This window comes from Streptomyces sp. UG1 (assembly GCF_049974585.1).
Lineage (GTDB): Bacteria > Actinomycetota > Actinomycetes > Streptomycetales > Streptomycetaceae > Streptomyces.
Window position 1 is genome coordinate 52,472 of record NZ_JBNGGG010000043.1, and the last position, 26,824, is coordinate 79,295.

The 26,824-nt window shown below is 71.6% G+C and carries 24 protein-coding genes; 6 read left to right on the forward strand and 18 right to left on the reverse strand.

Annotated features, from left to right (window positions below):
* Position 1: 1 nt before the first annotated feature.
* A complete protein-coding gene (purE, locus tag ACP4J3_RS38605; protein WP_426541001.1) occupies positions 2-529 on the reverse strand; it encodes a 5-(carboxyamino)imidazole ribonucleotide mutase in 528 nt (175 codons plus the stop codon).
* Positions 526-1,665, reverse strand: coding sequence for a 5-(carboxyamino)imidazole ribonucleotide synthase (locus ACP4J3_RS38610; RefSeq protein ID WP_426541002.1), 1,140 nt, complete (start codon positions 1,663-1,665; stop codon positions 526-528). Before ACP4J3_RS38610 ends, purE begins: the two co-directional genes overlap by 4 nt.
* A 163-nt stretch (positions 1,666-1,828) precedes the next feature.
* On the opposite strand from ACP4J3_RS38610, the gene ACP4J3_RS38615 reads away from it, so the two are divergent.
* Positions 1,829-2,383 (forward strand): GtrA family protein, encoded by a 555-nt coding sequence (locus tag ACP4J3_RS38615; protein ID WP_426541003.1) that lies wholly within the window; start codon positions 1,829-1,831, stop codon positions 2,381-2,383.
* A 21-nt stretch (positions 2,384-2,404) separates the two neighbouring features.
* Here the strand turns inward: ACP4J3_RS38615 and ACP4J3_RS38620 are convergent, their stop codons facing one another.
* Entirely contained in the window at positions 2,405-3,676 is a 1,272-nt protein-coding gene (locus ACP4J3_RS38620) for an ATP-binding protein (RefSeq protein ID WP_426541004.1), read from the reverse strand.
* A 55-nt stretch (positions 3,677-3,731) separates the two neighbouring features.
* Positions 3,732-4,409 (reverse strand): response regulator transcription factor, encoded by a 678-nt coding sequence (locus ACP4J3_RS38625; protein WP_194045338.1) that lies wholly within the window; start codon positions 4,407-4,409, stop codon positions 3,732-3,734.
* 391 nt (positions 4,410-4,800) lie between these two features.
* Between ACP4J3_RS38625 and ACP4J3_RS38630 the strand changes: the two genes are divergently transcribed.
* Positions 4,801-6,297 carry an oligopeptide:H+ symporter gene (locus ACP4J3_RS38630; RefSeq protein WP_426541005.1) on the forward strand — a complete coding sequence of 499 codons (1,497 nt, stop codon included), beginning with the start codon at positions 4,801-4,803 and terminating at the stop codon, positions 6,295-6,297.
* 85 nt (positions 6,298-6,382) lie between these two features.
* Here the strand turns inward: ACP4J3_RS38630 and ACP4J3_RS38635 are convergent, their stop codons facing one another.
* The 6 genes from ACP4J3_RS38635 to ACP4J3_RS38660 form a co-directional block, all read right to left on the reverse strand.
* On the reverse strand, positions 6,383-7,765 hold the full coding sequence (locus ACP4J3_RS38635) for a hypothetical protein (RefSeq protein ID WP_426541006.1): 1,383 nt from the start codon (positions 7,763-7,765) through the stop codon (positions 6,383-6,385).
* Entirely contained in the window at positions 7,762-8,841 is a 1,080-nt protein-coding gene (locus ACP4J3_RS38640; protein ID WP_426541007.1) for a hypothetical protein, read from the reverse strand. Before ACP4J3_RS38640 ends, ACP4J3_RS38635 begins: the two co-directional genes overlap by 4 nt.
* A complete protein-coding gene (locus tag ACP4J3_RS38645; protein WP_426541008.1) occupies positions 8,838-9,689 on the reverse strand; it encodes a hypothetical protein in 852 nt (283 codons plus the stop codon). The genes ACP4J3_RS38640 and ACP4J3_RS38645 overlap by 4 nt, the downstream gene beginning before the upstream one ends.
* Positions 9,690-9,719: 30 nt before the next feature.
* Entirely contained in the window at positions 9,720-10,406 is a 687-nt protein-coding gene (locus ACP4J3_RS38650) for an LPXTG cell wall anchor domain-containing protein (RefSeq protein WP_426541009.1), read from the reverse strand.
* A gap of 188 nt (positions 10,407-10,594) precedes the next feature.
* Positions 10,595-11,167, reverse strand: coding sequence for an ATP-binding protein (locus ACP4J3_RS38655; RefSeq protein WP_426541010.1), 573 nt, complete (start codon positions 11,165-11,167; stop codon positions 10,595-10,597).
* A 238-nt stretch (positions 11,168-11,405) separates the two neighbouring features.
* Entirely contained in the window at positions 11,406-11,792 is a 387-nt protein-coding gene (locus ACP4J3_RS38660; protein ID WP_426541011.1) for an STAS domain-containing protein, read from the reverse strand.
* Between the two features lie 237 nt (positions 11,793-12,029).
* Between ACP4J3_RS38660 and ACP4J3_RS38665 the strand changes: the two genes are divergently transcribed.
* Both ACP4J3_RS38665 and ACP4J3_RS38670 read left to right on the forward strand, forming a co-directional pair.
* Positions 12,030-12,983, forward strand: coding sequence for an RNA polymerase sigma factor SigF (locus ACP4J3_RS38665; protein WP_426541012.1), 954 nt, complete (start codon positions 12,030-12,032; stop codon positions 12,981-12,983).
* A gap of 283 nt (positions 12,984-13,266) precedes the next feature.
* Positions 13,267-14,829, forward strand: a complete 1,563-nt coding sequence (locus tag ACP4J3_RS38670) for a ricin-type beta-trefoil lectin domain protein (RefSeq protein WP_426541013.1) — start codon at positions 13,267-13,269, stop codon at positions 14,827-14,829.
* 24 nt (positions 14,830-14,853) lie between these two features.
* Here the strand turns inward: ACP4J3_RS38670 and hutI are convergent, their stop codons facing one another.
* The 4 genes from hutI to hutU are packed head-to-tail and all read right to left on the reverse strand — an operon-like array spanning position 14,854 to position 20,364.
* Positions 14,854-16,155 carry an imidazolonepropionase gene (gene hutI / locus ACP4J3_RS38675; protein WP_426541014.1) on the reverse strand — a complete coding sequence of 434 codons (1,302 nt, stop codon included), beginning with the start codon at positions 16,153-16,155 and terminating at the stop codon, positions 14,854-14,856.
* The gene (locus ACP4J3_RS38680; RefSeq protein WP_426541015.1) at positions 16,152-17,489 is read right to left on the reverse strand and encodes a formimidoylglutamate deiminase; all 1,338 of its coding nucleotides are present in this window, start codon (positions 17,487-17,489) and stop codon (positions 16,152-16,154) included. Before ACP4J3_RS38680 ends, hutI begins: the two co-directional genes overlap by 4 nt.
* On the reverse strand, positions 17,486-18,703 hold the full coding sequence (locus ACP4J3_RS38685; protein ID WP_426541016.1) for an allantoate amidohydrolase: 1,218 nt from the start codon (positions 18,701-18,703) through the stop codon (positions 17,486-17,488). Before ACP4J3_RS38685 ends, ACP4J3_RS38680 begins: the two co-directional genes overlap by 4 nt.
* Positions 18,700-20,364: a urocanate hydratase gene (gene hutU, locus ACP4J3_RS38690; RefSeq protein WP_426541017.1), complete on the reverse strand. Its 1,665-nt coding sequence runs from the start codon at positions 20,362-20,364 to the stop codon at positions 18,700-18,702. The genes ACP4J3_RS38685 and hutU overlap by 4 nt, the downstream gene beginning before the upstream one ends.
* 173 nt (positions 20,365-20,537) lie before the next feature.
* Between hutU and ACP4J3_RS38695 the strand changes: the two genes are divergently transcribed.
* The gene (locus tag ACP4J3_RS38695) at positions 20,538-21,926 is read left to right on the forward strand and encodes a diaminopimelate decarboxylase (protein WP_426541054.1); all 1,389 of its coding nucleotides are present in this window, start codon (positions 20,538-20,540) and stop codon (positions 21,924-21,926) included.
* Positions 21,927-22,014: 88 nt separating this feature from the next.
* On the opposite strand, the gene ACP4J3_RS38700 is transcribed toward ACP4J3_RS38695, so the two are convergent.
* The 3 genes from ACP4J3_RS38700 to ACP4J3_RS38710 all read right to left on the reverse strand — a co-directional run bounded on the left by ACP4J3_RS38700 (position 22,015) and on the right by ACP4J3_RS38710 (position 25,228).
* Complete coding sequence (locus ACP4J3_RS38700) at positions 22,015-22,599, reverse strand: hypothetical protein (protein WP_426541018.1); 585 nt, start codon at positions 22,597-22,599, stop codon at positions 22,015-22,017.
* A 254-nt stretch (positions 22,600-22,853) separates the two neighbouring features.
* Positions 22,854-23,714: a MurR/RpiR family transcriptional regulator gene (locus ACP4J3_RS38705; protein WP_426541019.1), complete on the reverse strand. Its 861-nt coding sequence runs from the start codon at positions 23,712-23,714 to the stop codon at positions 22,854-22,856.
* Positions 23,711-25,228: an aromatic amino acid ammonia-lyase gene (locus ACP4J3_RS38710; RefSeq protein WP_426541020.1), complete on the reverse strand. Its 1,518-nt coding sequence runs from the start codon at positions 25,226-25,228 to the stop codon at positions 23,711-23,713. Before ACP4J3_RS38710 ends, ACP4J3_RS38705 begins: the two co-directional genes overlap by 4 nt.
* 241 nt (positions 25,229-25,469) lie before the next feature.
* Between ACP4J3_RS38710 and ACP4J3_RS38715 the strand changes: the two genes are divergently transcribed.
* Positions 25,470-25,916, forward strand: a complete 447-nt coding sequence (locus ACP4J3_RS38715; RefSeq protein WP_426541021.1) for a hypothetical protein — start codon at positions 25,470-25,472, stop codon at positions 25,914-25,916.
* A 23-nt stretch (positions 25,917-25,939) separates the two neighbouring features.
* On the opposite strand, the gene ACP4J3_RS38720 is transcribed toward ACP4J3_RS38715, so the two are convergent.
* Positions 25,940-26,701 (reverse strand): SDR family oxidoreductase, encoded by a 762-nt coding sequence (locus tag ACP4J3_RS38720; RefSeq protein WP_426541022.1) that lies wholly within the window; start codon positions 26,699-26,701, stop codon positions 25,940-25,942.
* Between the last annotated feature and the right edge of the window lie 123 nt (positions 26,702-26,824).

Below are 26,824 nucleotides of genomic sequence, written 5' to 3' on the forward strand. Positions count from 1 at the left end.
GTCACTTCCCCGCGCCGAAGCCGAAGCCGTTCGATCCGTCCACCTTCGCACGCAGGCGCTTGCCCTTCTCGGTGGCCTGGTCGTTCAGGTCCTGCTGGAACTCCCGCATCCGCTGCAGCAGGTCCTCGTCGTGGGCGGCCAGGATGCGGGCGGCGAGCAGGCCCGCGTTGCGCGCGCCGGCGACCGAGACGGTGGCGACCGGGACGCCGGCCGGCATCTGCACGATGGAGAGCAGCGAGTCCATGCCGTCGAGGTACTTCAGCGGGACGGGCACGCCGATGACCGGCAGGGGGGTGACGGAGGCGAGCATGCCGGGGAGGTGGGCGGCTCCCCCGGCGCCCGCGATGATCACCTTCAGGCCCCGCTCGGCGGCCTGCTCGCCGTACGCGACCATCTCGCGCGGCATACGGTGCGCGGAGACGACGTCGACCTCGTAGTCGATCTCGAACTCGTCGAGGGCCTGGGCGGCGGCCTCCATGACCGGCCAGTCGGAGTCCGAACCCATGACGATGCCTACAACGGGGCTCATTCGGTGATGGTCCCTCTCAGGTAGCCGGCAGCGTGACGGGCGCGCTCCAGCACGTCGTCGAGGTCGTCGCCGTAGGTGTTGACGTGACCGACCTTGCGGCCGGGCTTCACGTCCTTGCCGTACATGTGGATCTTGAGCTGGGGGTCGCGGGCCATGCAGTGCAGGTACGCGGAGTACATGTCCGGGTAGTCGCCGCCGAGGACGTTGACCATCACCGTCCACGGGGCGCGCGGGCGGGGGTCGCCGAGCGGGAGGTCGAGGACGGCCCGGACGTGGTTGGCGAACTGGGACGTTATCGCCCCGTCCTGGCTCCAGTGGCCCGAGTTGTGCGGGCGCATCGCCAGTTCGTTGACGAGGATGCGGCCGTCGCGGGTCTGGAACAGCTCGACGGCGAGGTGGCCGACGACGTCCAGTTCCTTGGCGATCCGCAGAGCCATCTCCTCGGCCTGCAGGGCGAGGGGCTCGTCGAGGTCGGGGGCGGGCGCGATGACCGTGTCGCAGACGCCGTCCACCTGCCGGGACTCGACCACCGGGTAGGCGACGGCCTGGCCGTGCGGCGACCGTACGACGTTGGCGGCGAGCTCGCGGGCGTAGTCGACCTTCTCCTCGGCGAGGACCGGGACGCCGGCGCGGAACGGGTCGGCGGCCTCCTCGACGGAGTCGACGACCCAGACGCCCTTGCCGTCGTAGCCACCGCGGACCGTCTTGAGGACGACGGGAAAGCCGTCGCCCTCCGCCGCGAAGGCGGCCACGTCCGCCGGGTCGCCGACGATGCGGTGCCGGGGGCACGGCACGCCGATCGCGTCGAGCCTCGCGCGCATCACACCCTTGTCCTGGGCGTGTACGAGCGCGTCGGGGCCGGGGCGTACGGGGATGCCGTCCGCCTCGAGCGCCCTGAGGTGCTCGGTGGGTACGTGTTCGTGATCGAAAGTGATCACATCGCACCCTCGGGCGAACTCGCGGAGCGTGTCGAGGTCGCGATAGTCGCCGACGACGACATCGCTGACGACCTGAGCCGCGGAATCCTGCGGGGTGTCACTGAGAAGCTTGAACCTGATGCCCAGCGGGATGCCTGCCTCGTGTGTCATACGAGCGAGCTGACCCCCGCCGACCATGCCGACTACCGGGAACGTCACGCCCCTAGGGTATCGGCCGCCGCGGGGCGACCCTCTTACCGGACTTTTCCGCGTCTCCTCGGGGCGTATGAGTTCACGCACAGGCAATCGCGAAGGGGGGTGGTTAGCATGGCTGCGTTGACGAAACCGACCGACAAATCGACCGACGGGAGCCTTCACGACCATGGGACGTGGTTCCTCGGGGCTCCAGAAGGCGCCTCCGGTGACTCGCAGCGCGCTTCGGCAGCGCCTCGACCGGCTGGTACGTGAGGTCGCCAAGTTCGGTGCGGTGGGCGGGGCCGGGGTCCTGGTCAACTTCCTCGTGTTCAACCTGGTACGGCATGTGACCGACCTCCAGGTGGTGCGGTCGAGCGTGATCGCGACGGCGGTCGCGACCTTCACCAACTATCTCGGTTACCGGTACTTCACCTACCGGGACCGCGACAAGAGCCGCCATACCACGGAACTCGGGCTGTTCCTGCTGTTCAGCGCGGTCGGCCTGGTCATCGAGAACGGCGTGCTGTACGCGGCGACGTACGGCTTCGGCTGGGACAGCCCGCTGCAGAGCAACATCTTCAAGTTCCTCGGCATCGGCATCGCGACGCTGTTCCGGTTCTGGTCGTACCGCACCTGGGTGTTCCGGGCGCTCCCGGTGGAGGAGCCGGCGCCGCCCGCCGAATCGTTCCTGGAGCGCCGGCCCGCGGCACGGGAGGCGAGGGTCGGTCAGCGGGTGGGCTGACACGCACCTGGTGCAGGACGCCTACCTGACCGTCAGTCCCGACTCCTGCGCCTTCTTCGCCGGCGGTGTCCGGGACAGGAACAGGGCCATGACCGGGGGCTTCGTCTGGAGCATCTCGAGCCGGCCGCCGTCCGCCTCCGCCAGGTCGCGGGCCACCGCCAGGCCGATGCCCGTGGAGTTGCGGCCGCTGATCGCGCGCTCGAAGATGCGGGCGCCGAGGTCGGCCGGGATGCCGGGGCCCTCGTCGGTGACCTCGATGACCGCCTGGTTGCCGGTGACGCGGGTGCGCAGGGCCACGGTGCCGCCGCCGTGCATGAGGGAGTTCTCGATCAGGGCCGCCAGGACCTGGGCCACCGCGCCCGGCGTGCCCACCGCCTCCAGATGACGCTTGCCCGAGCTCACGATCGCCCGGCCCGCGCTGCGGTACGCCGGGCGCCACTCGGCGAGCTGCTGCTGGATGACCTCGTCGAGGTCGAAGGTGACCGCGGAGCCGTTGCGCGGGTCGCGGGAGTTGGTCAGGAGGCGTTCGACGACGTCCGTGAGGCGTTCCACCTGCGTCAGGGCGATGGTCGCCTCGTCCTTCACGGTGTCGAGATCGTCGGTGAGGGTGATCTCCTCCAGGCGCATGGAGAGCGCGGTGAGGGGGGTGCGGAGCTGGTGGGAGGCGTCCGCCGCGAGTCGGCGTTCGGCCGTCAGCATGCGCCCGATGCGTTCCGCCGACGAGTCCAGCACGTCCGCCACCCGGTCCAGCTCGGGGACGCCGTAGCGCTTGTGCCGGGGGCGGGGGTCGCCGGAGCCGAGCCGTTCCGCCGTCTCCGCGAGGTCGGTGAGCGGGGAGGCGAGACGGTTCGCCTGGCGGACGGCGAGCAGCACCGCCGCGATCACCGCGAGCAGCGCCACCGCCCCGATGATCAGCAGCGTACGGCCGACCTCCCGGGTCACCGACGAGCGCGGCTCCTGCACGGTGACGGTCTCGCCCTCCTCACCCGTCTCCGTGGCGCTGATGACGTCACCGCTCGGCCTGGCGCCCACCTCGATCAACGGCTTGCCGGGGATCCGGATCTCGGCGTAACGATCCCCCTGGATCTGGTCCCGCAGCACCGCGGCGTCCACGGTCTCCTCGCCGAGCAGCCGGCTGTCCACGATGCTGGCCAGCCGCACGGCCTCGGTGTCCACCCGCTCCTGCGCGGTGCTGGTGATCGTCCGCGTCTCGACGATGACGAGCGACACCCCGAAGACGGCGATCACGACGAGAACGACGGCGAGGGTGGACTGGATCAGTCGGCGGCGCATGTCCTCTTACTTACCTGTACGGCCCGTGTGTCTGTACGGCCCGGTGCCTTCGGGCTCAGCTCTTCTCGAACCGGAAGCCCACGCCTCGCACCGTCGCGATGTAACGGGGGTTCGCCGCGTCGTCGCCCAGCTTCTTGCGCAGCCAGGAGATGTGCATGTCGAGCGTCTTGGTCGACGACCACCAGGTCGTGTCCCAGACCTCCCGCATGAGCTGGTCCCGGGTCACCACCCGGCCCGCGTCCCGCACCAGCACCCGCAGCAGGTCGAACTCCTTCGCCGTGAGCTGGAGCTCCTCGTCGCCCATCCACGCCCGGTGCGACTCGACGTCGATGCGCACCCCGTGCGTGGCCGGCGGCTGCTGCGGCTCCGCGGCCCCGCGCCGCAGCAGCGCCCGCACCCGGGCGAGCAGCTCGGCGAGCCGGAACGGCTTGGTGACGTAGTCGTCGGCGCCCGCGTCCAGGCCCACGACGGTGTCCACCTCGTCGGCGCGCGCGGTCAGGATGAGGATCGGCACGGTGTGACCGTCGGCACGCAGTCGGCGTGCCACCTCCAGGCCGTCCATGCCGGGCAGGCCGAGGTCCAGCACGACCAGGTCGACTCCGCCCTTCATTCCCGCGTCGAGCGCGGTGGGGCCGTCCTCGCGCACCTCGACCTCGTACCCTTCCCGGCGCAGTGCGCGGGCCAGCGGCTCCGAAATGGACGCGTCGTCCTCGGCGAGCAGTACTCGGGTCATGAGCTGATGGTAGTCCGCCCTTGACAAGAGCTGGAGGGTGATCGGCGGCCTTGGTTCTCACCGGCTTTTGGTCAGCCTCTTACCTTCACCCGCTGTGGTACAGACCTACGCCTGTGAGGTGCCATCCTGGAAAGGACCATGGAAAAGGTGTTGCGGTTCCCTCGACACCTGTGATTCGGGTCTCAAGTCCTTCCATATCCGGCGGTGTCGTGACGTATGGTGAATCCACGCCTGTAGCACTGCGGGGACCTTCGGCGCTTGACGCTGGGGGTCTCTTTCATGTGCGGGCCGGTACGCGCCGGCGCCGCGCCGTCCGCCGCTTCGTGACCCGGAGCGGGACTCCTCGCGGGCACCGCTCAGGCACACGCGTCCCGACCAGCAAGGATCGACCATGGCGTCCAGCCTGACGAAGGACTCGGCCCGCCCGGGCACCCCCGGCTCCGAGAAGACCTTCTTCGGCCACCCCCGCGGACTGGCCACTCTCTTCATGACCGAGATGTGGGAGCGTTTCTCCTACTACGGCATGAGGGCCCTGCTCCCGCTGTATCTCGTCGCTCCGGGGGGCCTGCATCTGAACGCGGCCACGGCGACCGCGATCTACTCCGTGTACGTGTCGCTGGTGTACCTGCTCGCCATGCCCGGCGGCTGGTTCGGTGACCGGGTCTGGGGTCCGCGCAAGACCGTCGCCGTCGCGGGCGGCGTCATCATGCTCGGCCACCTCACCCTGGCCCTGCCCTCCTCCGGCACGTTCTACGCCGGTCTCGGCCTGGTCGCCATCGGTTCGGGTCTGCTGAAGGCCAACATCTCGACGATGGTCGGCCACCTCTACGACGGACCGGACGACCCGCGCCGCGACGGTGGCTTCACCGTCTTCTACATGGGCATCAACCTCGGTGCCTTCGCGGCCCCGCTGGTCATCGGCACCATCGGTGAGAACGTCAACTGGCACCTGGGCTTCGCGCTCGCCGCGCTCGGCATGGCGCTGGGCCTCGCCCAGTTCCTGATCGGCTCGCGCCACCTGGCCGACCGCTCCAGCGTCGTCCCGACGCCGCTGTCCGCCGAGGAGAAGTCCTCGACGCTGCGCAAGGCGGCGATCTGGGCCGGAATCGCGGTCGTCTTCTACGCGATCGTCGGCTTCTCCGGCAACTACACGCTGAACTGGATCCTGGTCCCGCTGACGCTGCTCGGCGTCATCATCCCGACCATGGTTCTGGTCCGCATCAAGCGCGACAAGGACCTGGACCGCCCCGAGCAGTCCAAGATGTCCGCGTACATCTGGTTCTTCGTGGCCGCGGCCGTGTTCTGGATGATCTACGACCAGGGCGGCTCGACCCTGTCGATCTTCGCCGAGTCGTCCGCCGACAACAGCGTCCTCGGCTGGGAGTTCCCGGTCTCCTGGTACCAGTCGGTCAACCCGGTCCTGATCATGGCGCTGGCCCCGGTCTTCGCCTGGTTCTGGCTGGCGCTGAACCGGCGCGGCAAGGAGCCGAGCACGATCGTGAAGTTCGGCTCGGGTCTGGTCCTGGTCGGCGCGTCCTTCTTCCTCTTCCTGGCCCCGCTGACGATCGCCGAGGGCGGTCACAAGGCGGCCGCGATGTGGCTGGTGGCGATCTACTTCACGCAGACCGTGGGTGAGCTGCTGCTGTCGCCGGTGGGTCTGTCGGTGACGACGAAGATGGCGCCCGCGAAGTACGCCTCGCAGATGATGGGTGTCTGGTTCCTGGCCGTCACCGCGGGTGACGCGACGACCGGTCTGCTCTCCATCGCCGGGGTCGACCTGAACAAGACGAACATCGTGGCCCTGGAGGCCACGCTCGCCGTCCTCGCCGGTTTCGCGGTGTGGATGTATCGGCGGAAGGTCAAGTCGCTCATGGGCGACGTACGCTAGCGCTGTGCTTGAGCCGGCAGGGCCGCTGCAATCCGACTGGGTTGCAGCGGCCCTGCCCGTTTGCCGCGCCCCCAAGAAGCGTCGGTCAGCGCATCCTTCGTTTCGGCATGAACGTGAACACCGCCCCGCCCAGCAGCAGCGCCGTCCCCGCCACCAGACCCAGCGCCTTCAAGGCACCGCTGTCCTCAGCCCCCGTCGCCGCCAAGCCCCCGTCCGTCGACGAGCCCCCCGCGGAGCCTCCCGCCGAACCGCCGGTCGAGCCGCCGCCGGACGCGCCGCTGGCCTGTTCCGTGGTGTCCAGGGTCAGGGAGACCTCGGTCTTGGTCGGCGTGCAGGTCGTCGTCGTGCCCAGGGCCTTCACCGTCAGAACGCCTGGCGACAGGGTCGACTCTCCGCTCGCGCCCGGCTTGTAGGTGCCCTCGAGGTCGGGGATCTCGATCGGTTCGCCCGACTTGATGTCCTCGGAGTTGGTCGGGCCCTCGACATGGACCGTGCCCTTGTCCGCGCCGCCCAGGACGACCTCCATCGACGGCTTGACCGAGTCCTTGGGGATGTCGGCGGGGCTGTCCATCACCGACTTCTTGAACTGGACCGTGAGGTCGAAGCTGCCGCCGTTCTTCTTGGCGTCGATCTGGACCGGCGAGGTCGCCTCCTTGTCGCCGATGGGCGTCTTGCACTGGTACGGGACCTGGACCTCCTTGCCGGTGAAGTCGGTCTGGCCGCCGTCGCCGCCACCGGTGCTCGTGCCGCCGGTGTCCCCGCCGCCCGTCCCGCTCTCGCTCTCACTCGGCGTCGGGTCGGAGGATCCCGTGGGCAGGCCGGTCGGCACGCTCGTCGGCAGGGTCGGGACGACCGTCGGCAGACCGCCCGTCGTACCGCCCGAGCTTCCGCCCCCGTCGGTCACCTTGATCGTCGCCGCCTTCTGCACCGTCTCCTTCGGCGAGCACTTGGTGTCCGTGGAGATCGGCTTGTTGACGTTGATGTTGTAGGCGTCCGGCGTCAGCGTCACCTCGCCCGGCGCCGTCAGCTTCAGCTTGCCCTTCATGTCGGACAGCTTCATGTCGCCGCCCTTGGGGATCGGCGGGTTCTCGCGCGGGCCCTGCATGGCGATGTCCGCCGTCTGCGCGCCGGCCGCCTTCAGGGTGCCCGTCGGCTGGATCGTGTTCGCCTCCAGGTCGAGGATGTCGGGGTTCTTGGACGCCGCCTGGACGAACTTCCAGACGATCTCCACCTCGTCGCCGACCTTCGCCTCGGCGGGCGCGGTGACCTCCACCTTCGTGGTGCCCTGGACCGGCGGCAGCCCGGAGATGGCGGGCGGGATGCACTCGGTCGCGTACGCCACCTCCGCCGCCTGGGCGGTCCCGGCGGACACGCCGAGCAGGACGCCCGCACCGCCGAGCATCAGGGCGACGCCCGCCGCGCTCGCCCTCCCGGGCCGGGCCGGTATGACTCTCCTTCGCTTGCTCACGGGGGTCCCTTCCTGGTCGGAGTCGTAGGACTCGTCGGGCTGTCGTCGTGCGGTGCGGAGAGCCGGCCGGCCGTGCCCGGGTCGTTGTCCGGGGTGAACCACGGCAGGGTCGAAGAGGGGGAAGCCGCGTGCCTCGCCTCTTCCCGGGGCCTGAGCCCCGGCAGGCGAAGGGCGACTTCGGGCAGGCGCAGGCCACGGCGGCGGGCCGGCTGCCGCGGCCGTATCCGGTCCACCACGGCCATCCCGACGCGGAACAGCGCCGCCGGTACGACCAGGCCGACCAGGATCCAGAACAGCGTCACGCCCCAGGGCCGGCCCACGCCCCAGGGCTGTTCGGCCATCACCTTGCCGCCGTACTTCAGGGAGACGGTGTAGTCGCCGTGCGCCCCGGCGGCGAGTTCCACCGGCAGTTCGATGCGGGCCTTCCTGCCCGGCTGGATCGTGCCGCGCCACTGCTGCTCCTCCCACTGCGGGGCGAACACGCCGTGGGAGGTGCCGACTTGGAAGAGCGGGTTCTTGACGGCAGAGGTGCCGACATTGCCGACGGTGAAGACCAGCGTCCGGGTGGGTGGTGCGCCGAACCAGGTGAGCAGGCCGCTGGAGCCGTCCAGCCGGGTGTCCGTCAGGACCGACAGACGGCCGCCCGCCGGCTCCGCGGGCAGCGGCTCGACCGCGTGCCCGGCGACCTGGAAGATGGCGTCGGCCTCGGCCTTCGCCCCGGTCACCGTCGCCACATGCACCACACACGGGCACGGCACGGGCGGCTCGGCCACCGGCAGCTTCCGGCTGAAGCGGCCCTCGGCGTCCGTGGTCACGGCCCTGCCGTCCGCGTTGGCACAGGAGTTGGTGCCACCGGTCACCCCGGTCGACGGCACGGACTGGCCGCAGATCAGGAGCATCAGCAGGGCGCGCGGCCGCCAGCCGCTGCCGGTGACGGTGATCGAACCGCCCGTTCCCGCCTGGGCCTTGGACAGCTTCACGGAGGGCGGATCGTCGGCCGCCGACGCGGTCGCCGTCGGCGACAGCAGCACCAGCGCGGCCAGCAACGCCACGACGATCCGCACCTTGACGCTCACGTCCCCGCTCCCGTCAGCTCGGCTTGTTCCAGCGGTCGTTGGGGCTCCTCGGCGGCGTACGGCCTACGACGCCTTCGATGTCGTACGACGAACAGGGCGCCCAGCGCCGCCATCGCCCCCGCGGCCCCCGCCACCGCGCCCCAGGGCACGAACCGCGCCGACGCCTGAGCCGTGTCGCTCGCGCCGCCCGCCGCCGTCACCGTCAGCCGCACGTCGACCGCGTCGAGGGCGGGGCGGTCGGGCCAGGGCTCGGTGAGCTTGGTGCGGCTGCCGGGCGGCAGGTCGACGGGGAGGGTGCGCGGGGCGCGGTCGAGGAGGCGGCCGAAGACGCCGTCGGCGCGGACCGCGAGGGTCGGAGTGAGAGGGGTCGTGCCGCGGTTGACCAGCTCGTATGTGATGCCGTCGGTGCGGAGGGCCACATGCTCGACCGTCAGCGCGGACAGTTCGGGGCCGGTGACGCGCAGGCGCAGCGCGACGCTCTCGGCACGTCCGTCGGCGTCGCGGGCGACGATCTCGCCGGAGCGGTCGCCGGGGGCCGTGCCCGTCGGGACGGTCACCGTGAACGGGACCTCGGCACGGGTGCGGGCCGGGATCCGCACCCGGCTCTCGGCGAGGGCGATGGGGACGCCGGTGCCGTGCAGGCGTACGGTGACCGGCTTCTCGCCCCGGTTCGTCACGGCCACCGTGTCCTGCTGGACCGTGCCGGGCCCGCCCTCGGTGTAGAAGGACGGGCGCCCGCCGCCGGAGGGCGCGACGGACCAGGGCTCGGCGGCGGTCGCCGCGGGGGCGGCCGCCAGCAGGAGCGGTAGCAGCAGGGGCAGGCACAGGACACGGGCGGCTGACGACATCGGCGGCTCCAGCGGATCGGTACGGGACGGTCAGCGGCGTACCGTCTGTCCCCGCCGCGTCAGCCACAGCGCGCCGGCCGCGCCCGCGAGCAGGACCGTGCCGCCGAGGGTGCCGAGGGCGATCGCGGAGTCCTCGGGGCCGGTCTGCGGAAGCTCGGCGCCCGAGCCGGAGCCGCCCTGGGTCCCGCTGTCGGCTCCGCCGCCGCCCGCCGCCGTGACGTCGAGGCTCAGCGAGGGCCCGGGGTCGTTGGTGGGCGTGCACGTGGTGGTCGTGCCGAGGGCCTTGATGGTGAGGACGCCCGCGGTGAAGGTGACCTTGCCGGTCTTCTTCGGGGTGTAGGTGCCCGTCAGGTCGCTGATCTTGATCGGGGTGTTGGCGGGGATCGCCTCCTGGTTGGCCGGGCCGGTCACGTTCATGGTGCCGCTGTCGGCGCCGCCCAGCTTGATGGTGGCGCTCGGGTTCATCGCGCCCTTGCCGAGTTCTACGGGGCTGGACGAGACGCCCTTCTGCCACGACATGGTGATCTTGTAGCCGCTGCCGCTCTTGACGCCCTTGATGTCGATGGGCGAGACGGCGCTCTTGTCGCCGATCGGCGTCTTGCAGGCGTAGTTGACGTCGACGACCTCGGCCCGGGCCGCGGGGGCGGCCATCAGCACCGCCGAGCCGGCCAGGGCCGCGGCGGTCGCGAGCGCGGCGGTTCGCTTCTGCTTCGACACGGTCCCCTCATTCCTGACGGCATATCAGATCGGCCGTCAAGGTACGCCCGGGGCCTTGAGGAAGGAAGACACGGCGCACGCCGGAGTTGTGGCGATCCGGAGTGCACCGAGTGGAGGGGGTGACCGTGGGTAACTCAGATGGGCGGGGCGTGTCGACGGGTGGGCGGGGGCGTGCCAGCGGAAACGATTTACGCCGGGGCGCCGAGCTCCGCCCACACCGTCTTGCCGGCGACTCCCGGCGTGCGCACGACACCCCAGTCCAGGCACAGCCGCTGCACGATGAACATGCCATGGCCGCCGGGGCGCCCGGCGCGATGCGGGGTGCGCGGGGCGGGCTGGCCGGTGCCCTTGTCGGAGACCTCGAGGCGGATGACCTTGTTGTCGCAGGCGATCCACATCTCGTCCGGGCCCTCGGCGTGCAGACAGGCGTTGGTGACCAGCTCGGAGACCACGAGCAGCACGTCCTCGGCCGCGGCCCGCTGGTCGGCGGTGGCGGCGGGCAGCCAGCCCCAGGCGTACAGCGCCTGCCGGGCGAAGTCCCGGGCGAGCGGTACGACCCCGCTCTGGCCCTCGAAGGCCAGTCGGCGGACCTGACGCCCCGCCGCGGCCTCGGCGGACGCCTCGGGCTCGCCGGGCCGCAGGGGCGGCACCGCGCCCCCCTCGGACGTTCCCGCCCCTGACACGCCCTCCTCGGACGCCCCGGAAGCGCCGCTGGGCTCGGGGCCGCGGTCGCCCGGCGGGAAAGGCCGGGTGGTGCTCATCAGCGCTTCACCTCACCGATTCACCAGTTCAACGTTCACACGATTCAGAAGTCAGTACGCAGAGTCGGTACGTCGTTACAGGCTCCTTGCCTGATACGCCGGTCACAGTCCCCCCACCCCCGGTGGCCGACGTCACAGCCGACAGGTTCAGGATGTCTCCTGCCCGACCCGGCCGAGGGAACACCCCTGTATTCGGGACGAATGATGTGACGTCTGATGCAGCGCCTGACGTGCGGGGTCAGCCGGCGCCGTCGGACTCGTCGGCCAGCGCGGCTTCGAGCGAGTCGTGGACGGTGAAGACCGCCTCGGCCCCTGTGATCTCGAACACTCGGGCCACCACGGGCAGCATGCCCGCGAGGTGCACCCCACCCCCGGCCGCCTCCGCCTTCAGACGCGCCCCGAGCAGTACGTTCAACCCCGTGGAGTCGCAGAACTCGAGCCGCGAGCAGTCGACGACCAGCCGACTGAAGCCTTTGCCGAGGCAGTCCTCGAGTGGCTCACGCAACAAATCGGCGGTGTGGTGATCCAACTCACCCGCCGGGGTCACGACGGCACTGGAGCCCTCTTCCCGCACCTCGACCAGTAGTCGGCCAGACTGTGCGCTGCCGACCGTCCCGCGGTCCATGCCGTGTCTCACTCCCGACGTCGTGGCTGCTGACTGACGCTCTCGAACACTACGCCTTCCCTACGCCCTTCAACACCCGAACATCCACACAGAATCGGACATTTCGGACCAGAGCGCACTTGCGGTGGGCTCGGGAAAGCGGGTAGGGCTAGTAGAGACACGTAACCGACTCGGCCGGCTTGGAGGCGCCGCACACCGCAGTGCACGACAGGCTTCGGCAGCCATATGCCGAGAACGATGGAGGACATCATGTCACCCCGGCTCGACGCATCGCATACCCAGAGCGCGACGTCGGCATCCCTACCGGAACAGCTGGATCCCATCGAGCGCAGCAGCGACGCGGGTTCCGAGCACGCCTTCGAGCATGACCTGGACCAGGACGACGCACTCGCCGGGCTTCCGGACATCCCCCCGTACGACGAGGTGGGGCCGGTGGACGCACGGGCCCTGTCCAAGACCCTCTTCGAGCGGCTGGAGTCGCTGGAGGAAGGGACCCACGAATACTCGTACGTCCGCAACACGCTCGTCGAACTCAACCTCGCACTGGTCAAGTTCGCCGCCTCCCGCTTCCGCTCGCGCAGCGAGCCGATGGAGGACATCATCCAGGTCGGCACCATCGGCCTGATCAAGGCGATCGACCGCTTCGAGCTCAGCCGCGGCGTGGAGTTCCCCACCTTCGCGATGCCGACGATCATCGGCGAGATAAAGCGCTTCTTCCGCGACACGTCGTGGTCGGTACGGGTGCCGCGCCGGCTTCAGGAGCTGCGGCTCGACCTGGCCAAGGCCGGCGACGAGCTGGCCCAGCGGCTCGACCGCGCGCCCACGGTGGCGGAACTGGCCGAGCGCCTGGGCCTGACCAACGACGAGGTCGTCGAGGGCATGGCGGCGTCGAACGCGTACACCGCCTCGTCGCTGGACGCCCAGCCGGAGGAGGACGACGCCGAGGGCGCGCTGGCCGACCGGATCGGCTACGAGGACCACGGCATCGAAGGCATCGAGTACGTCGAGTCGTTGAAGCCGCTCATCGCCGAACTCCCGCCGCGGGACCGGAAGATCCTCTCCCTGAGGTTCGTCGCCGGAATGACCCAGTCGGAGATCGGCGAGGAACTCGGCATCTCCCAGATGCATGTGTCGCGACTGCTGTCGCGGACCCTGATCAGGCTCAGAAAGGGTCTGACGATCGAGGAATGACCGGCCGCGGAGCGCCGCCCGCGCCGCGCCGACCCGCACTGTGCCCGGTACCCCGCCGAATTCTGTCGGCAGGGCACCGGGCACAGTGCGTTCCGGCCCAGTGCGTTCGGGCACAGGTGCGTTCGGATTCGATCGGATCTTTCACCCGGATCTTTCACCGACTGCCATGGGTTACCCACAGAAACCCTTTCCCCACGGCTCCCCTTCCACCACTATGAGCCGTCATACCCGCCGGTAGGCCAGAAGTCCGAGCGGGTCGCACGGCCGCAAGGAGGCATGGGGGATGGCTCGGTCCGACGACGCTGGGGACCGTGGCGGGGGGATGCACGCGGGCGCGTCCGACGCGCGGCTGACCGAACTGCTGCGCTCCGACACGGGCACCGCGTACACGGCGCTCCAGGAACTGCGCACCCGCCATCACGCGCACGTCCTCGCCTACGCCCGCCTGTGCACCCCGAACCACTCCATGGCACGGCAGTTGGCGGCCCAGGCCTTCACCCTCGCGGCCCGCCAGACGGCCCGCGGCATCGACCCCGGCGTCCCCTGGCGCCACCAACTCCTGCTGCTGACCGCCCGGTTGGCCGGAACCTGGGCGAGGGACGAGCGTGCGGCGGGCCTCGACGCGAGCGTACTGCTGGTGCTGAACACGGCCGGCCCCGCCGGCCCGGTCCCGCCCATGCTCACCGTGTTCCAGGCCCTGCCGCCGCGCACCCAGGGCCTGATCTGGTACGGAGTCCTGGAGCAGGAGCCACCGGAACGCACGGCCGCTCTGCTCGGCCTCACCCGCGAGGACGTCACCTACGGCACGCACGCGGCGCTCCAGCAGCTCTCCCGCTCCTGTCTGCGCGCCCGCCTCGCCGCCTCCGACGACCCCGCCTGCCCCGACTTCGGCCGCCTCATCGAGGAGTCCGTACGGCCGGACAGCCCCCGCGACAGCGCCGACCTGCGCGCCCACATGGCCCGCTGCCCGCACTGCACGACGGCGTACGAGGAACTGTCGGCCCTGCGGGACACTCCGCGCACGGCGCTGGCCGAGGGGTTGTTGCCGTGGGGCGGGACGGCGTATGCGGCCGGGGGCGCGGCGCAGGCGGCCGAGCGGGCGGCCGGGAGCCTCACCGTGGGGCGGGGCCGGCCGCTGGACCGGCGCCGGGTCGTGCTGGTGTCGGCGGCGCTCGGGGTGGCGCTGGTGGCGTTCCTTGCGACACGGGGCGGCACGTCGTCGCCGGATCCGGTGGCTGCGGCGAGTAGTCCTCCGAGCGTGCCGCCGGTCGCGGTGACCGTGACGACCACGGTGTCGGCGACACCGTCGGCATCTCCCTCACCGTCGCCGTCACCGTCGAGGACCTTCAAGTCCCCGTCCCCCACGAAGAGTCCGACCCCGACGAAGACGGCGCGCCCCAAGCCCAAGCCGACGCCCACGCCCTCCCCCACACACCCGCCGACCGGCGCCTACGCCCAGGTCGTCAACGTCTCCTCCGGGCTCTGCCTGGACGTGGGCGGCCCCTTCTACAACGGGACCGATGTGATCACGGCCCCGTGCGGCTCGTCCCGGACTCAGCGCTGGCGGGTCGACGCCGCGCGCGGCGTGCTCCAGTCGGCCGCCAACCCCGAGTACTGCCTGGACAGCCGGGGTTCGACGTATCGGGGGGTCGGGGTCTGGACGTGCGACTCGGTCCACGGGCCGAACGGGCAGAACCTGAAGTTCCTGGTGGACGGCGACGGGGCGATCCGGCCCGCCATCGCCATCGAGACGGCGGTGACGGCGTACGGCGGCGCCGGGTACGGGCTGTCCCTGCAGCCGCTGAACGGCGACGCGCGCCAGCGGTGGCGGGCCGGAGCCTCCTGATCCGGCCTGGCGTACGCGGCGCCATCAGGCCTGGCGTACGCCGCGCCGCCAGACCTCGTCGACCAGTGGCACGCCCGGCCGGTACGCCAGGTGGACATGGCTCGGGGCGTCGAGGAGGAGCAGGTCGGCGCGGGATCCCGGTGTGAGGCGGCCGATGTCGTCGCGGCGCAGGGCCGCCGCGCCGCCCGCCGTCGCCGACCAGAGCGCCTCGTCCGGGGTCATCCCCATGTCCCGTACCGCGAGGGCGATGCAGAAGGGGACGGAGGAGGTGAAGGACGAGCCGGGGTTGCAGTCGGTGGACAGGGCGACGGTGACACCCGCGTCGAGCAGGCGGCGGGCGTCGGGCCACTCGGCGCGGGTGGAGAACTCGGCGCCGGGGAGCAGGGTGGCGACGGTACGGCTGTTCGCGAGGGCGTCGACGTCGGCGTCGGTGAGGTGGGTGCAGTGGTCGGCGCTGGCGGCGTCCAGTTCGACGGCGAGCTGGACGCCGGGGCCGTAGGAGAGCTGGTTGGCGTGGATGCGGGGGTGCAGCCCCTTGGCCTTGCCGGCGGTGAGGATCGCGCGGGCCTGGTCGCCGTCGAAGGCGCCCTTCTCGCAGAAGACGTCGATCCAACGGGCGTACGGGGCACAGGCGTCGAGCATCTCGCCGGTGACGAGGGAGACGTAGGCGGCGGGGTCGTCGGTGTAGTCGAGGGAGACGATGTGGGCGCCGAGGTAGGTGACCTCGTCCGTGTGCGCGGACGCGATGCGCAGGGCCCGGGCCTCGTCCTCGACCGTCAGGCCGTAGCCGGACTTGGTCTCGAAGGTGGTGGTGCCCTGGCGGAGCGCCTCGCGCAGGTAACGGGTGAGGTTGGCTTCGAGTTCCCCGTCGCTCGCCGCCCGGGTGGCCGCGACGGTCGTGCGGATGCCGCCCGCGCTGTACGGCCGTCCCGACATCCGGGCGTTGAACTCCTGTGTGCGGTCGCCCGCGAAGACGAGGTGGGAGTGGGAGTCCACGAAGCCGGGGACGACGGCCCGGCCACCTGCGTCGACCCGATTGTCAGTGGCGGGTGCTTTGCTTTGATCACCGGTCCACGCGACGCGGTCGCCTTCGATGACGACGGCCGCGTCCTGGATCAGTCCGAGGGGGGATCCGTCACCGGAGGAGGGGTCGTTGGTGACCAGGGCGGCGATGTTGGTGATGAGCGTGCTGGCGGTGCTCGCGGAGTGGGCGGGGCTGACGGTCGTCGCGTTGCTCATGGCGTCCTTGGTTGCCTGGTCGGCGGTGGGGTCGGGTTCGGGGGCAGATGCGGAGGCGGGCCGCGCGGGTGGGCGGCCCCGGGTCATCCGCGCAGGGCTTCGACGGCGTCCGCGAGGGCTTGCGGCACATCCGGTACGAGGGTGTGGACCCCGTCCCGTACGACGTGCCGACCTGCCACGACCGTATGCGACACGTCTGCTGCCGACGCGGCGAATACGGCCGTCTCGGCCCCGAGCCGCGGAAGCGGCCCTGCCGTCCTGACCGAGTCCAGCGCGATGGTCGTGAAGTCGGCGAGCGCGCCAGGCTCCAGGGCACCTGCGCGGTCCCAGCCGAGGGCCGCGTGGCCGTCGGCGGAGGCCGCCCGCAGCAGGGCCGCCGCCGTCCAGTGACCGCGGGTGCGGGTGCGCAGGCGCTCGTTGAGCTCCATCGCGCGGGCCTCTTCGAGCAGGTCGATCACGGCGTGGCTGTCGGAGCCGAGGGAGAGCGGGGAGCCCTCGTTCTGCAGGGCGGCGGCCGGTCCGATGCCGTCGGCGAGGTCCCGCTCGGTGGTGGGGCACATGCAGGTGCCGGTGCCGCTGCCGCCGATCAGGGAGATGTCCTCGGCGGTGAGGTGGGTGTTGTGGACGCCGGTGGTGCGCGGGCCGAGGACACCGTGCAGGGCGAGGAGCTGGGTGGGGGTGCAGCCGTGGACGTCCAGGCAGGCCTCGTTCTCGGCGGTCTGCTCGGACAGGTGCACATGGAGCGGGGCCCGCCGCTCCTCGGCCCATCGCGCCACCGTCTCCAACTGGTCGACGGGCACGGCCCGTACGGAGTGGATCGCCGCCCCGATCCGTGCGTGATCCCGTTCCTTGAGAACTGAACAGCGTTCGGCCCAGCCCTCGGCGTTGCCGTCGGAGAAGCGGAGCTGGTGGGTGTTGGGGGCCTGTCCGAAGCCGGAGGAGAGGTAGGCGGTGTCGAGGAGGGTGATCCGGATGCCGGCTTCGGCGGCGGCCGCGATCAGGGCCTCGCCCATGGCGTTGGGGTCGGCGTAGGGGGTGCCGCCCGGCGCGTGGTGGACGTAGTGGAACTCGCCGACCGCCGTGATCCCGGCCAGCGCCATCTCGGCGTACACCGCGCGGGCGAGGGCGTGATAGGTCTCCGGGGTGAGCCGGTCGGCGGTGGCGTACATGACCTCGCGCCAGGTCCAGAAGGTGCCCGAGCCGACCTGGACGGTGCCGCGCAGGGCGCGGTGGAAGGCGTGGCTGTGGGCGTTCGCCAGCCCGGGGAGGGTCAGTCCGCGCAGCGGCTCCGCTCCCGGGGGCGGGGTGGGGACGTCGGTCCGGACGGCGGCGATACGGCCGTCGCCCACCTCGAGGGCGACGCCCGGCTCGACGTGGGTGTCGAGCCAGGCGTGCTCCAGCCAGTAGGTCTTGGATGTCACCTGCGGGCCAGCCCTTCCAGTACGTCGGCGAGTGCGAGGACCCCGGCCACGCAGTCGTCCTCGGCGGCGAACTCGGCCGGGGAGTGCGAGACGCCCGTGGGGTTGCGTACGAACAGCATGGCGGTCGGAATCGTGCCGGAGAGGATTCCGGCGTCGTGTCCGGCACCGGTACCCAGGACGGGCACGGTGATGTCGGTGTCCTTGCCCAGGATGCGGGCCAGTTCGTCGCGCAGGGCGTGGTCGAACTCGACCACGGGGGTGAAGGACTCCCGGACGACGTCGAGGTCGATGCCGTGCGCCTGGGCGTACTGCCGGGCCGCGTTCTCGATGCCGCCGACGACGGTGTCGAGGCTCGCCTGGTCCTCGGCGCGGGAGTCGAGCCAGCCGCGCACCAGGGAGGGGATGGCGTTGACGCCGTTGGGTTCGACGGCGATCTTGCCGAAGGTGGCGACGGCACCGGCGAGTTCGGCCTCCCGGCGGGCGGCGAGCACGGTCTCGGCGTACGTCGGCATGGGGTCGCGCCGGTCCACCAGCCGGGTGGTTCCCGCGTGGTTGGCCTCGCCCCGGAAGTCGAACCGCCACCGGCCGTGCGGCCAGATGGCGCTGGCGATGCCGACCCGGTCGCCGGACAGGTCCAGCGCCCGGCCCTGCTCGACATGCAGCTCGACGAAGGCGCCGATGCGGGCGAGCCGCTCCGGGTCGGCGCCGATGCCGTCGGGGTCGTATCCGGCGGCCTCCATGGCCCGGGGCAGGCTGACCCCGTCGCCGTCGGTCAGCCTGTGGGCGTTCTCGACGGTGAGCTGCCCGGCGGTGAGCCGGGATCCGACACAGGCGAGCCCGAACCGGGCGCCCTCCTCGTCGCCGAAGTTGACGATGGCGAGGGGTTTGCCGAGGTCGGCCCCCCTGTCGCGCAGTTCGTCGAGTGCGGCGAAGGAGGAGACGACGCCGAGCGGCCCGTCGAAGGCCCCGCCGTCCGGCACGGAGTCGAGATGCGACCCGGTGACGACGGCGTCCCCGGCGGCGGGGTCACCGAGCCAGGCCCACTGGTTGCCGTTCCGGTCGACCTCGTAGGTCAGCCCGCGGGACTGCGCCTGCTCCTTGAACCAGGCCCGGCAGTCGAGGTCGGCGCCGGTCCAGGCGTAGCGGCGGTAGCCGCCGGAGGCGGAGCTGCGGCCGATCGGCAGCAGCTCCGCCCACATGCTGTGAAAGGTCACGCGTCGTCACCTTCACGCATCGGGACCCGGACACCGCGCTCGTCGGCGACCGACTCCGCGATGTCGTATCCCGCGTCCACGTGCCGGATGACACCCATGCCCGGGTCGTTCGTCAGCACCCGGCGGATCTTCTCCCCGCCGAGCTTCGTGCCGTCGGCCACCGTCACCTGGCCGGCGTGGAGGGACCGGCCCATGCCGACTCCGCCGCCGTGGTGGATGGAGACCCAGGACGCCCCGGACGCCACGTTGACCATGGCGTTCAGCAGCGGCCAGTCGGCGATCGCGTCGGAGCCGTCGAGCATGGCCTCGGTCTCGCGGTACGGCGAGGCGACGGACCCGCAGTCGAGGTGGTCGCGGCCGATCGCCAGCGGCGCGGCCAGCTCGCCGCTCGCCACCATGTCGTTGAAACGCTCGCCCGCCTTGTCCCGCTCGCCGTAGCCGAGCCAGCAGATGCGCGCGGGCAGGCCCTGGAAGTGGACCCGCTCGCCGGCCATCCTGATCCAGCGGGCGAGGGACTCGTTCTGCGGGAACAGGTCCAGGATCGCCTTGTCGGTCTTGGCGATGTCGGCCGGGTCGCCCGAGAGGGCCGCCCAGCGGAAGGGGCCCTTGCCCTCGCAGAACAGGGGGCGGATGTAGGCGGGGACGAAGCCGGGGAAGGCGAACGCCCGGTCGTAGCCGGCGAGCTGGGCCTCGCCGCGGATCGAGTTGCCGTAGTCGAAGACCTCGGCGCCGGCGTCCATGAAGCCGACCATGGCCTCGACGTGCCGCGCCATCGACTCGCGGGCCCGGGTCGTGAAGCCCGCCGGGTCCTTGGCGGCGTAGGAGGCCATCTCGTCGAAGTCGACGCCCAGCGGGAGGTACGCCAGCGGGTCGTGCGCCGAGGTCTGGTCCGTCACGATGTCGATGGGCGCGCCCATGGCGAGGAGCTGCGGCACCAGTTCGGCCGCGTTGCCGAGGACGCCGATGGACAGCGGGCGGCGGGCGTCGCGGGCCTCGGTGGCCAGTTGGAGGGCGTGGTCGAGGGAGTCGGCCCGCACGTCCAGGTAGCGGTGCTCGATGCGGCGCTCGATGGCGCGCGGGTCGCAGTCGACGCAGATGGCGACGCCGTCGTTCATGGTCACGGCGAGCGGCTGGGCGCCGCCCATGCCGCCGAGGCCGGCGGTGAGGGTGATCGTCCCGGCGAGGGTGCCGCCGAACTTCTTGGCGGCTACTGCGGCGAAGGTCTCGTAGGTGCCCTGGAGGATGCCCTGGGTGCCGATGTAGATCCAGGAGCCGGCCGTCATCTGCCCGTACATGGTCAGCCCGAGCTGTTCCAGCCGGCGGAACTCCTCCCAGTTGGCCCAGTCGCCGACGAGGTTGGAGTTGGCGATCAGGACACGCGGCGCCCACTCGTGGGTCTGCATGACGCCGACGGGGCGGCCGGACTGGACGAGCATCGTCTCGTCCTGCTTCAGGGTCTTCAGCGTGCGCACCATCGCGTCGAAGGAGCGCCAGTCGCGGGCCGCCTTGCCGGTGCCGCCGTAGACGACGAGCTTGTCGGGGTGCTCGGCGACCTCGGGGTCGAGGTTGTTCTGGAGCATCCGCAGGGCGGCTTCCTGCTGCCATCCCAGGGCACTCGGTTCCGTACCGCGCGGTGCTCGGACGGGGCGGGGTCCTGACATGGTCTGCCTCCCAGCGGACTGTGACTGCGGACTGTTGAGATGGATATTCACATCCTGGCGTTCTGAATAGAGCTAGTCAATACATCGGTGCGCCACCACGGTCGCGTTCCGGGTGTTTGGCTGGATGCATGAGCTCGGACGACGGCATGACGGGGGATGTGGTGAGCAGCCGGATGGACAGCGGGACTGGAATACCGGAGTACGACGCCGACCGGGTCGCCCGGCGCGACGACGCGGTGCGGGCCGCCGTGGAGCAGGGGCTGCTCGGGCCCGCCTCCCCCATCGTCGGACTGCTGGACGTCACCGGCATCCGGGAGTCCGCGGCGGCGCTGCGGGCGGCGTTCGACGCGGTGGTGGCGCCGGGCACCCCGGTGCTGCACGCCTTCGCCGTGAAGGCGACCCCGCTGGTGCCGGTGCTGCGGCTGCTGCGCGACGAGGGCATCGGCGCGGAGGTGGCGAGCCCGGGTGAGCTGGCGTTGGCGCGGGCGGCGGGGCTGCACCCGGAGCGGACGGTGCTCGACTCGCCCGCGAAGACCCCGGCCGAGCTGCGCGAGGCGCTGGCGCTGGGCATCGCGGTCAACGCGGACAACCCGCAGGAGCTGGACCGCATCGACGCCCTGATGCGGTCGGCGGCGAGTCGCTCACCGCTCGGGATACGGGTGAATCCGCAGGTCGGCGGGGGCTCGATCGAGGCGACGTCCACGGCCACGGCGACCTCGAAGTTCGGGGTGGCGCTGCGCGACGAGGGGGCGCGGGAGTGGGTCGTACGGGCGTATCAGGACCGTCCGTGGCTGACCCGACTGCATGCGCACACCGGCTCTCAGGGCATCCCGCTGTCGCTGATGGCGCAGGGGGTGGCGCAGGCGTTCGCGCTGGCCGAGGAGATCAACCGGCGGATCGGGCGGCGGCAGATCGACACGCTCGACATCGGCGGCGGGCTGCCGGTGAACTTCGCGTCGGACGCGACCACGCCGACCTACGCGCAGTACGCGCGGCTGCTGAGCGAGGCGGTTCCGGGGCTGTTCGACGGGCGCTACGGGCTGGTCACGGAGTTCGGGCGCTCGCTGCTCGCCAAGCACGGGACGGTCGTGGCGCGGGTCGAGTACGCCAAGAGCGCCGGTGGCCGGCCGGTGGCGGTCACGCACGCGGGCGTGCAGGTGGCGACGCGGACGGTGTACGCGCCGGGGAGCTGGCCGCTGAGGATCGCGGCGTACGACGGCAAGGGGCGGCCGAAGGAGGGCCCGGCGGTGGTGCAGGACGTGGCCGGGCCGGCCTGTTTCTCGGGTGATCTGCTGGCCGAGGCGAGCGCGCTGCCGCTGCTGGCGCAGGGCGACTACGCGGCGGCGTTGGACACGGGGGCGTACTACTTCGCGCACCACTACGCGTACAACTCCCTCGCCCGGCCCGGTGTGTACGGTTTCGCGCCGGACGACGCCGGGGGCGTCGCCTTCGCGACGGTGCGCGAGCCGCAGTCGCTGGACGAGATCGTGGCCGAATCGGGAGGGGCGCACGCCTCCGCTCTTACGGACGTTGCGCGCCGTAGGCGTTTCAGTGCGCCGTAAACCGCGGGTCCGTTTTGGCTGGTCTCGCCCACGTGAGGGAGCCACGCGGTTTCACCGGCCCGCACTCCTTTGGCCGGCCCCAGTCCAGTCAGACCAAAGCCGCTGTACGCCTCCTTGCACCTCCCGGAGCCGCATCCCCCGCAGCGATCCCTGTGCTCCGGTACACCTTGACCGCCTTGCGCGCCGGGCCGCCGCCACGCTTGTCGAGCCAGTCGACACGCACCCACACCAGGGCGCCCTCGGCCCGCTCACGCCGCCCGAGCCACGTCGCCTTGACAAACAGCCCAGTCCCGCAGCCGGCCAGCAGCATGCCACCGGCTGCGGGCGCGGCGAAAGCACTCGCCAGCGCGGCGAGGAAGGCGAGCAGCAACGACCAGCGGTGGCCCCGGCGCCAGTTGCGGACCGTCACCGCGCGGTCCTGGAGTACGTCGTGCTTGCCCGCGCGGGCGGCACCACGCGCGAAGGCGGTGTACCGCTTGCGGCGCGTGTACGCCACCACAGCCGCGGCGACGATGAACAGCGCGGCCCCCGCAATGACGCCGATCCGTCGTCCCGTCAGGCCCGGCGGGAGCACGCCGATGCTCGCCGCGAGTACCCCGAGCCACCACAGCGGCGCCGCCCCTGCCCGTACGACGACGGCCACCCGAGCCAACCCCTGACCTCCGCGCGCCACGATCCGCCTCCTCGCTGTCCCGGCGCAGTTCTGTAGGCCGGGCACGGTAGCGCGCGAACGTGAGATGAGTCTGAGAGCGACAGCCGAAGGAGCACTGGCCACCGCACCCCGCCGACGGGGACGAATGCGGACCGGCCCGGCTGGATCGGATCAAGAACCGGCTACCGATCAGGCAACGAGCGGGAATGCCGCGTCGTCCTGACCGCGGCGGTGTGGACTGAGGTGTGGTGGAACCCCCTCATCCGCGGGAGCAGTCAATCGACGAACAGCCCCCGTGCCGCCGCCCGCGCATCGAACTCCTCCAGCCGCGCCTGCGCGTCCGGCAGGTCGTCGCACATGGCCTCCAGCAGGACCCGGCCGAGCAGCATCGGCGCGCAGGCCGTGTCGAAGGCGAGGCCGGTGCCGACGGCGGCGGGCAGCAGCAGGTCGGAGACCTTGGCGACCGGCGCGAACGCGGAGTCGGCCACGGTCACCACGGTCAGCCCGGACTCCTTGGCGTAGGCGAGGGTGTCCACGACCTCGCGCGGATGCCGGGGCAGCGCGAAGCAGAGCAGGGCCGTCGCGCCGGCCCGGACGGCGGCGTCGATACGGTCCTGGATCATCGTGCCGCCCTCGTGCAGCAGCCGTACGTCCGGATGGACCTTGGCGGCGAAGTACGAGAAGCCGTACGCCTGGGAGGCCGCCGCCCGCAGACCGAGCACCGGCAGCGGACGCGAGGCCGCGAGCAGCCGGCCCGCCTTCTGCACCGGGCGCGGGTCGGCCAGCACCTCCGCCAGATGCCGCAGGTTCTCGATCTCGGCCTCGACGGCCTGCTGGTACTCGTTGTACGAGCCGGAATCCGCCGCCGGCTCGACGGGCGCGACCTCGCGCAGGTGCCGGCGCAGCGCCGGGTAGCCGTCGAAGCCGAGGGCGACGGCGAAGCGGGTCACCGACGGCTGGCTGACCCCGGCCAGCTCGGCCAGCTCCACGCTGGACAGGAACGGCACGTCGGCGGCCCGCCGCACCATGCTGTGCGCGATGCGCCGCTGGGTCGGCGTGAGCCGGTGCCCCTCGAAGAGCGCCTGCAACCGCGCGGCGGGGCTGTCCGTCCGGACCGTGTTCCTGTCCGCGCTCATGCCGCGCTCCCCCTCCAGATCTCCGTGAACCGGTCCAGCAGTGCTGCCGCCGCCGTCACGTCGTCGGTGAGCGGGCGGTCGGCCAGGTCGTCGTCGAGCACCGACTCGGCCAGCGCCAGCGCCCGGCCGACCGGAAGCTCAGGGTCGGGCCTGAGGCCGCGCTGGCGCAACGCCCTTACGGCGGCGACGAGTTCGCAGCCGACGACGAGACGGTACGCGCCGCACGCGCGCAGTGTCTGCCGCGCGGCGAGCGAGGCGAAGCTGGCCTGCTCCTCCACGCCCCGGGAGAGTACAGCGTGGCCGAGCGAGGCGGGGGCGGAGAAGGCCCGCAGATCGCCGAGGGCGGCCCCGGCGGCGTACTCCAGGATCATCACGCCGGACGAGGCGGGCTCGTGGTCGGCGAGGAAGGGCTTGAGGCGGGTGTAGGCGGGCTCGTTCAGGGTGGACAGGCGGGAGGTCGACAGCCGGGCGACCTGGGTCAGCGCGAGACGGAAGTGGTCCAGGGCGAGGGCGAGTTGGGCCTGGTAGAAGCCGCCGTTGTGGTAGGCGGCCATGTCCTCGGGGGAGATCAGGGGGTTCTCGGCGGCGGCGTTGATCTCGACCGCGAGCACCTCCTCCAGGGCGTCGGCGGCGTCGTGCGCGGGACCGTGGATCTGGGGCAGGCAGCGGAAGCCGTACGGGTCCTGGATCCGGCCGAGCGGAGGGGTGGGCCGGTCCTCGGCGCCGATCAGCTCCCGCATGCGGCGGGCGACTTCGGTGCTGCCCCGGTGCGGTCGGGCGGTGTGCACGGGGGCCGCGTACGCCTCGTGGGAGCCGTCGACCGCGAGCAGCGACAGGGCGGCGACGACCTGGGTGGCGGCGATGAGGCCGCGCAGTTCGTGCAGGGCGAGGGCGGCCTGGCCGAGGGTGAGGGCGTTGCTGCTGATGAACGCGAGGGCGTCGTTGTTGTCGAGCGGCTGCGCCTCGGGCGCCCCGGAGCCGCGCCAGGGATGCTCACCGGCCAGCGCCAGCCCGGTCTGTGCGAGTGCCGCGAGGTCTCCGGTCCCGACCGAGCCGAACTCGTTGACGACCGGGTGGGCGCCGCTCTCCAGGGCCTGGCACAGCGCGGTGATGACGGTGGGCCGCAGGCCCGCACCTCCGGCCAGGAGTTGGTTGGCGCGCACGGCGAGCATGGCCCGCACCTGCCGGGCGGGCAGTTCCTCGCCGATGGCGCCGGCGTGGCTGCGCAGCAGGCGCAGGCCGTGCTCGGCGGCGGCGTCGGTGGGCACGTCCTCGTTCCGGTTGGCTCCGACGCCGGTGGAGCGGCCGTAGACGCGGCCGGTCGCGGCGATGAGCCGGGCGGCGTCCCAGGACTCCTCGGCGCGCTTCATCGCGTCGGTCGCGGGCACCGGCCGCGCGGTCCCGTCGGCGAGGCGGGCGACGTCCTCGACGCCGAGCCCGATCCCGTCGAGGACGACCAGACCGGTGTGCCCGCAGGACACGGCACCCGGGATGCCCACGATCCGAGACGACATCAAGCCCGAACTCCCCTCGGCTCCGGATTCACACCACCCGTCGACAACCTATTCATCTATCGAGAACTCTGCATGACCCTATACATCCGAGCAAGGGACATCTCATGATCCAGTTCGACCGACCGCGGTCCACAAGCCCTTCCCCAAGGGCACGACAGCAGTCGCGCCCTGCCGTGTGCCCCCGCCGAACAGGGGGGCTAACCCCAGTGCGGCCTTCGCCCCGGCTGCCTACCGTGGGCGTATGACCGGAATGGACGCGCGGGACGCCGAGCTCAAGAAGGAACTCAACGCCACCCTGCAGGCACGCAGGGAACTGGGCGACGACTACGAGTCCGCGCTGGTCGACTCGTTCATGGAGAAGGTCGACCAGCGCATCGACGGGGCGGTCGAGCGCCGGATGCGGCGGCAGCTCGCCGAGCAGCAGATGGCGGCGGCGCGGGGCGCGCGCTCGCCGAAGCCGACGGACTCGGACTCCTTCGGTGACCGCTTCGGCTTCGGCATCGTCTCGCTGATCGTGGCGATCCCGCTGTCCGGGATCGGCGGCGGCGTCGCCGGCCTCAAGGGCCTGCTCGTCACCTGGTTCGGCATCGTCGGCGTCAACCTCGTCCAGGCGGCCCGCACCAACCCCGGCCTCTTCCGCGGCTGGCGGCGCAGGTCGGACAAGGACGACGACAAGTGGGAGGACTGACCGTCCCCGAGTGACTGTGGCGCTCACGCCTGCCGGGTCGGCATCGCCATGATCTGCCGCAGGTTCACATGCCGGGGCCGGCTCGCCGCGTACGCCACCACGTCCGCGAGTTCCTCGGCCGACAGCCTGCCCACCGCCTGAACCATGTCCTCGACCTGCTCCGACAACTCGGGGTTGTCGCCGTGCGACAACAGCTCGGTCGCCACGAACCCCGGCTCGATGTTGGTGACCCGTACATCACGTGGCCCGAACTCGGTGCGCAGGCACTGGGAGAGATACGTGACCGCGGCCTTGGTCGCGCCGTACACCGCGTAGTTGGGGAAGGTCAGGTGCGCGGCGACCGACGAGATGTTCACCAGGTCGGCGGTACGGCCGTTCGCGGCAGCCGCCACGAGGTCACCGGTGAACGCCCGGATGACGCGCAGCACCCCGGTCACATTGGTGTCGAGCATCCGCTGCCACTCGTCGAGCCGGCCGGCGTCGACGGGGTTGCCCAGCATGACGCCCGCGTTGTTGACGACAAGGTCGACGGCCCCGTACTCCTCGTGGATCCGCTGCGCTGCCCCGGCCACGGACGTGTCGTCGGTGACATCCGCGACGACGGCCAGCGCCGCGCCGCCGCCCGCCGTGATCTTCGCGGCGAGCTCGTCGAGCCGCTGCCCGCGCCGGGCCACCAGCGCGACCCGCGCTCCCCGCTCGGCGAGCAGCACGGCGACGGCCTCGCCGATCCCGCTCGCGGCTCCGGTCACGACAGCGGTACGGCCGGTCAGGTTCTCGTACGACATGGGGGCTCCTCCAGGTATCCGTGGTGTTCGTGCGCGGAAGCCGCCGAGGCTTCTCCCCGGCGACCCGCGAACACCACTCACCCTCGGCCGCCGCGCCCGTCCTACCCAGGGATGCGTTGTTCC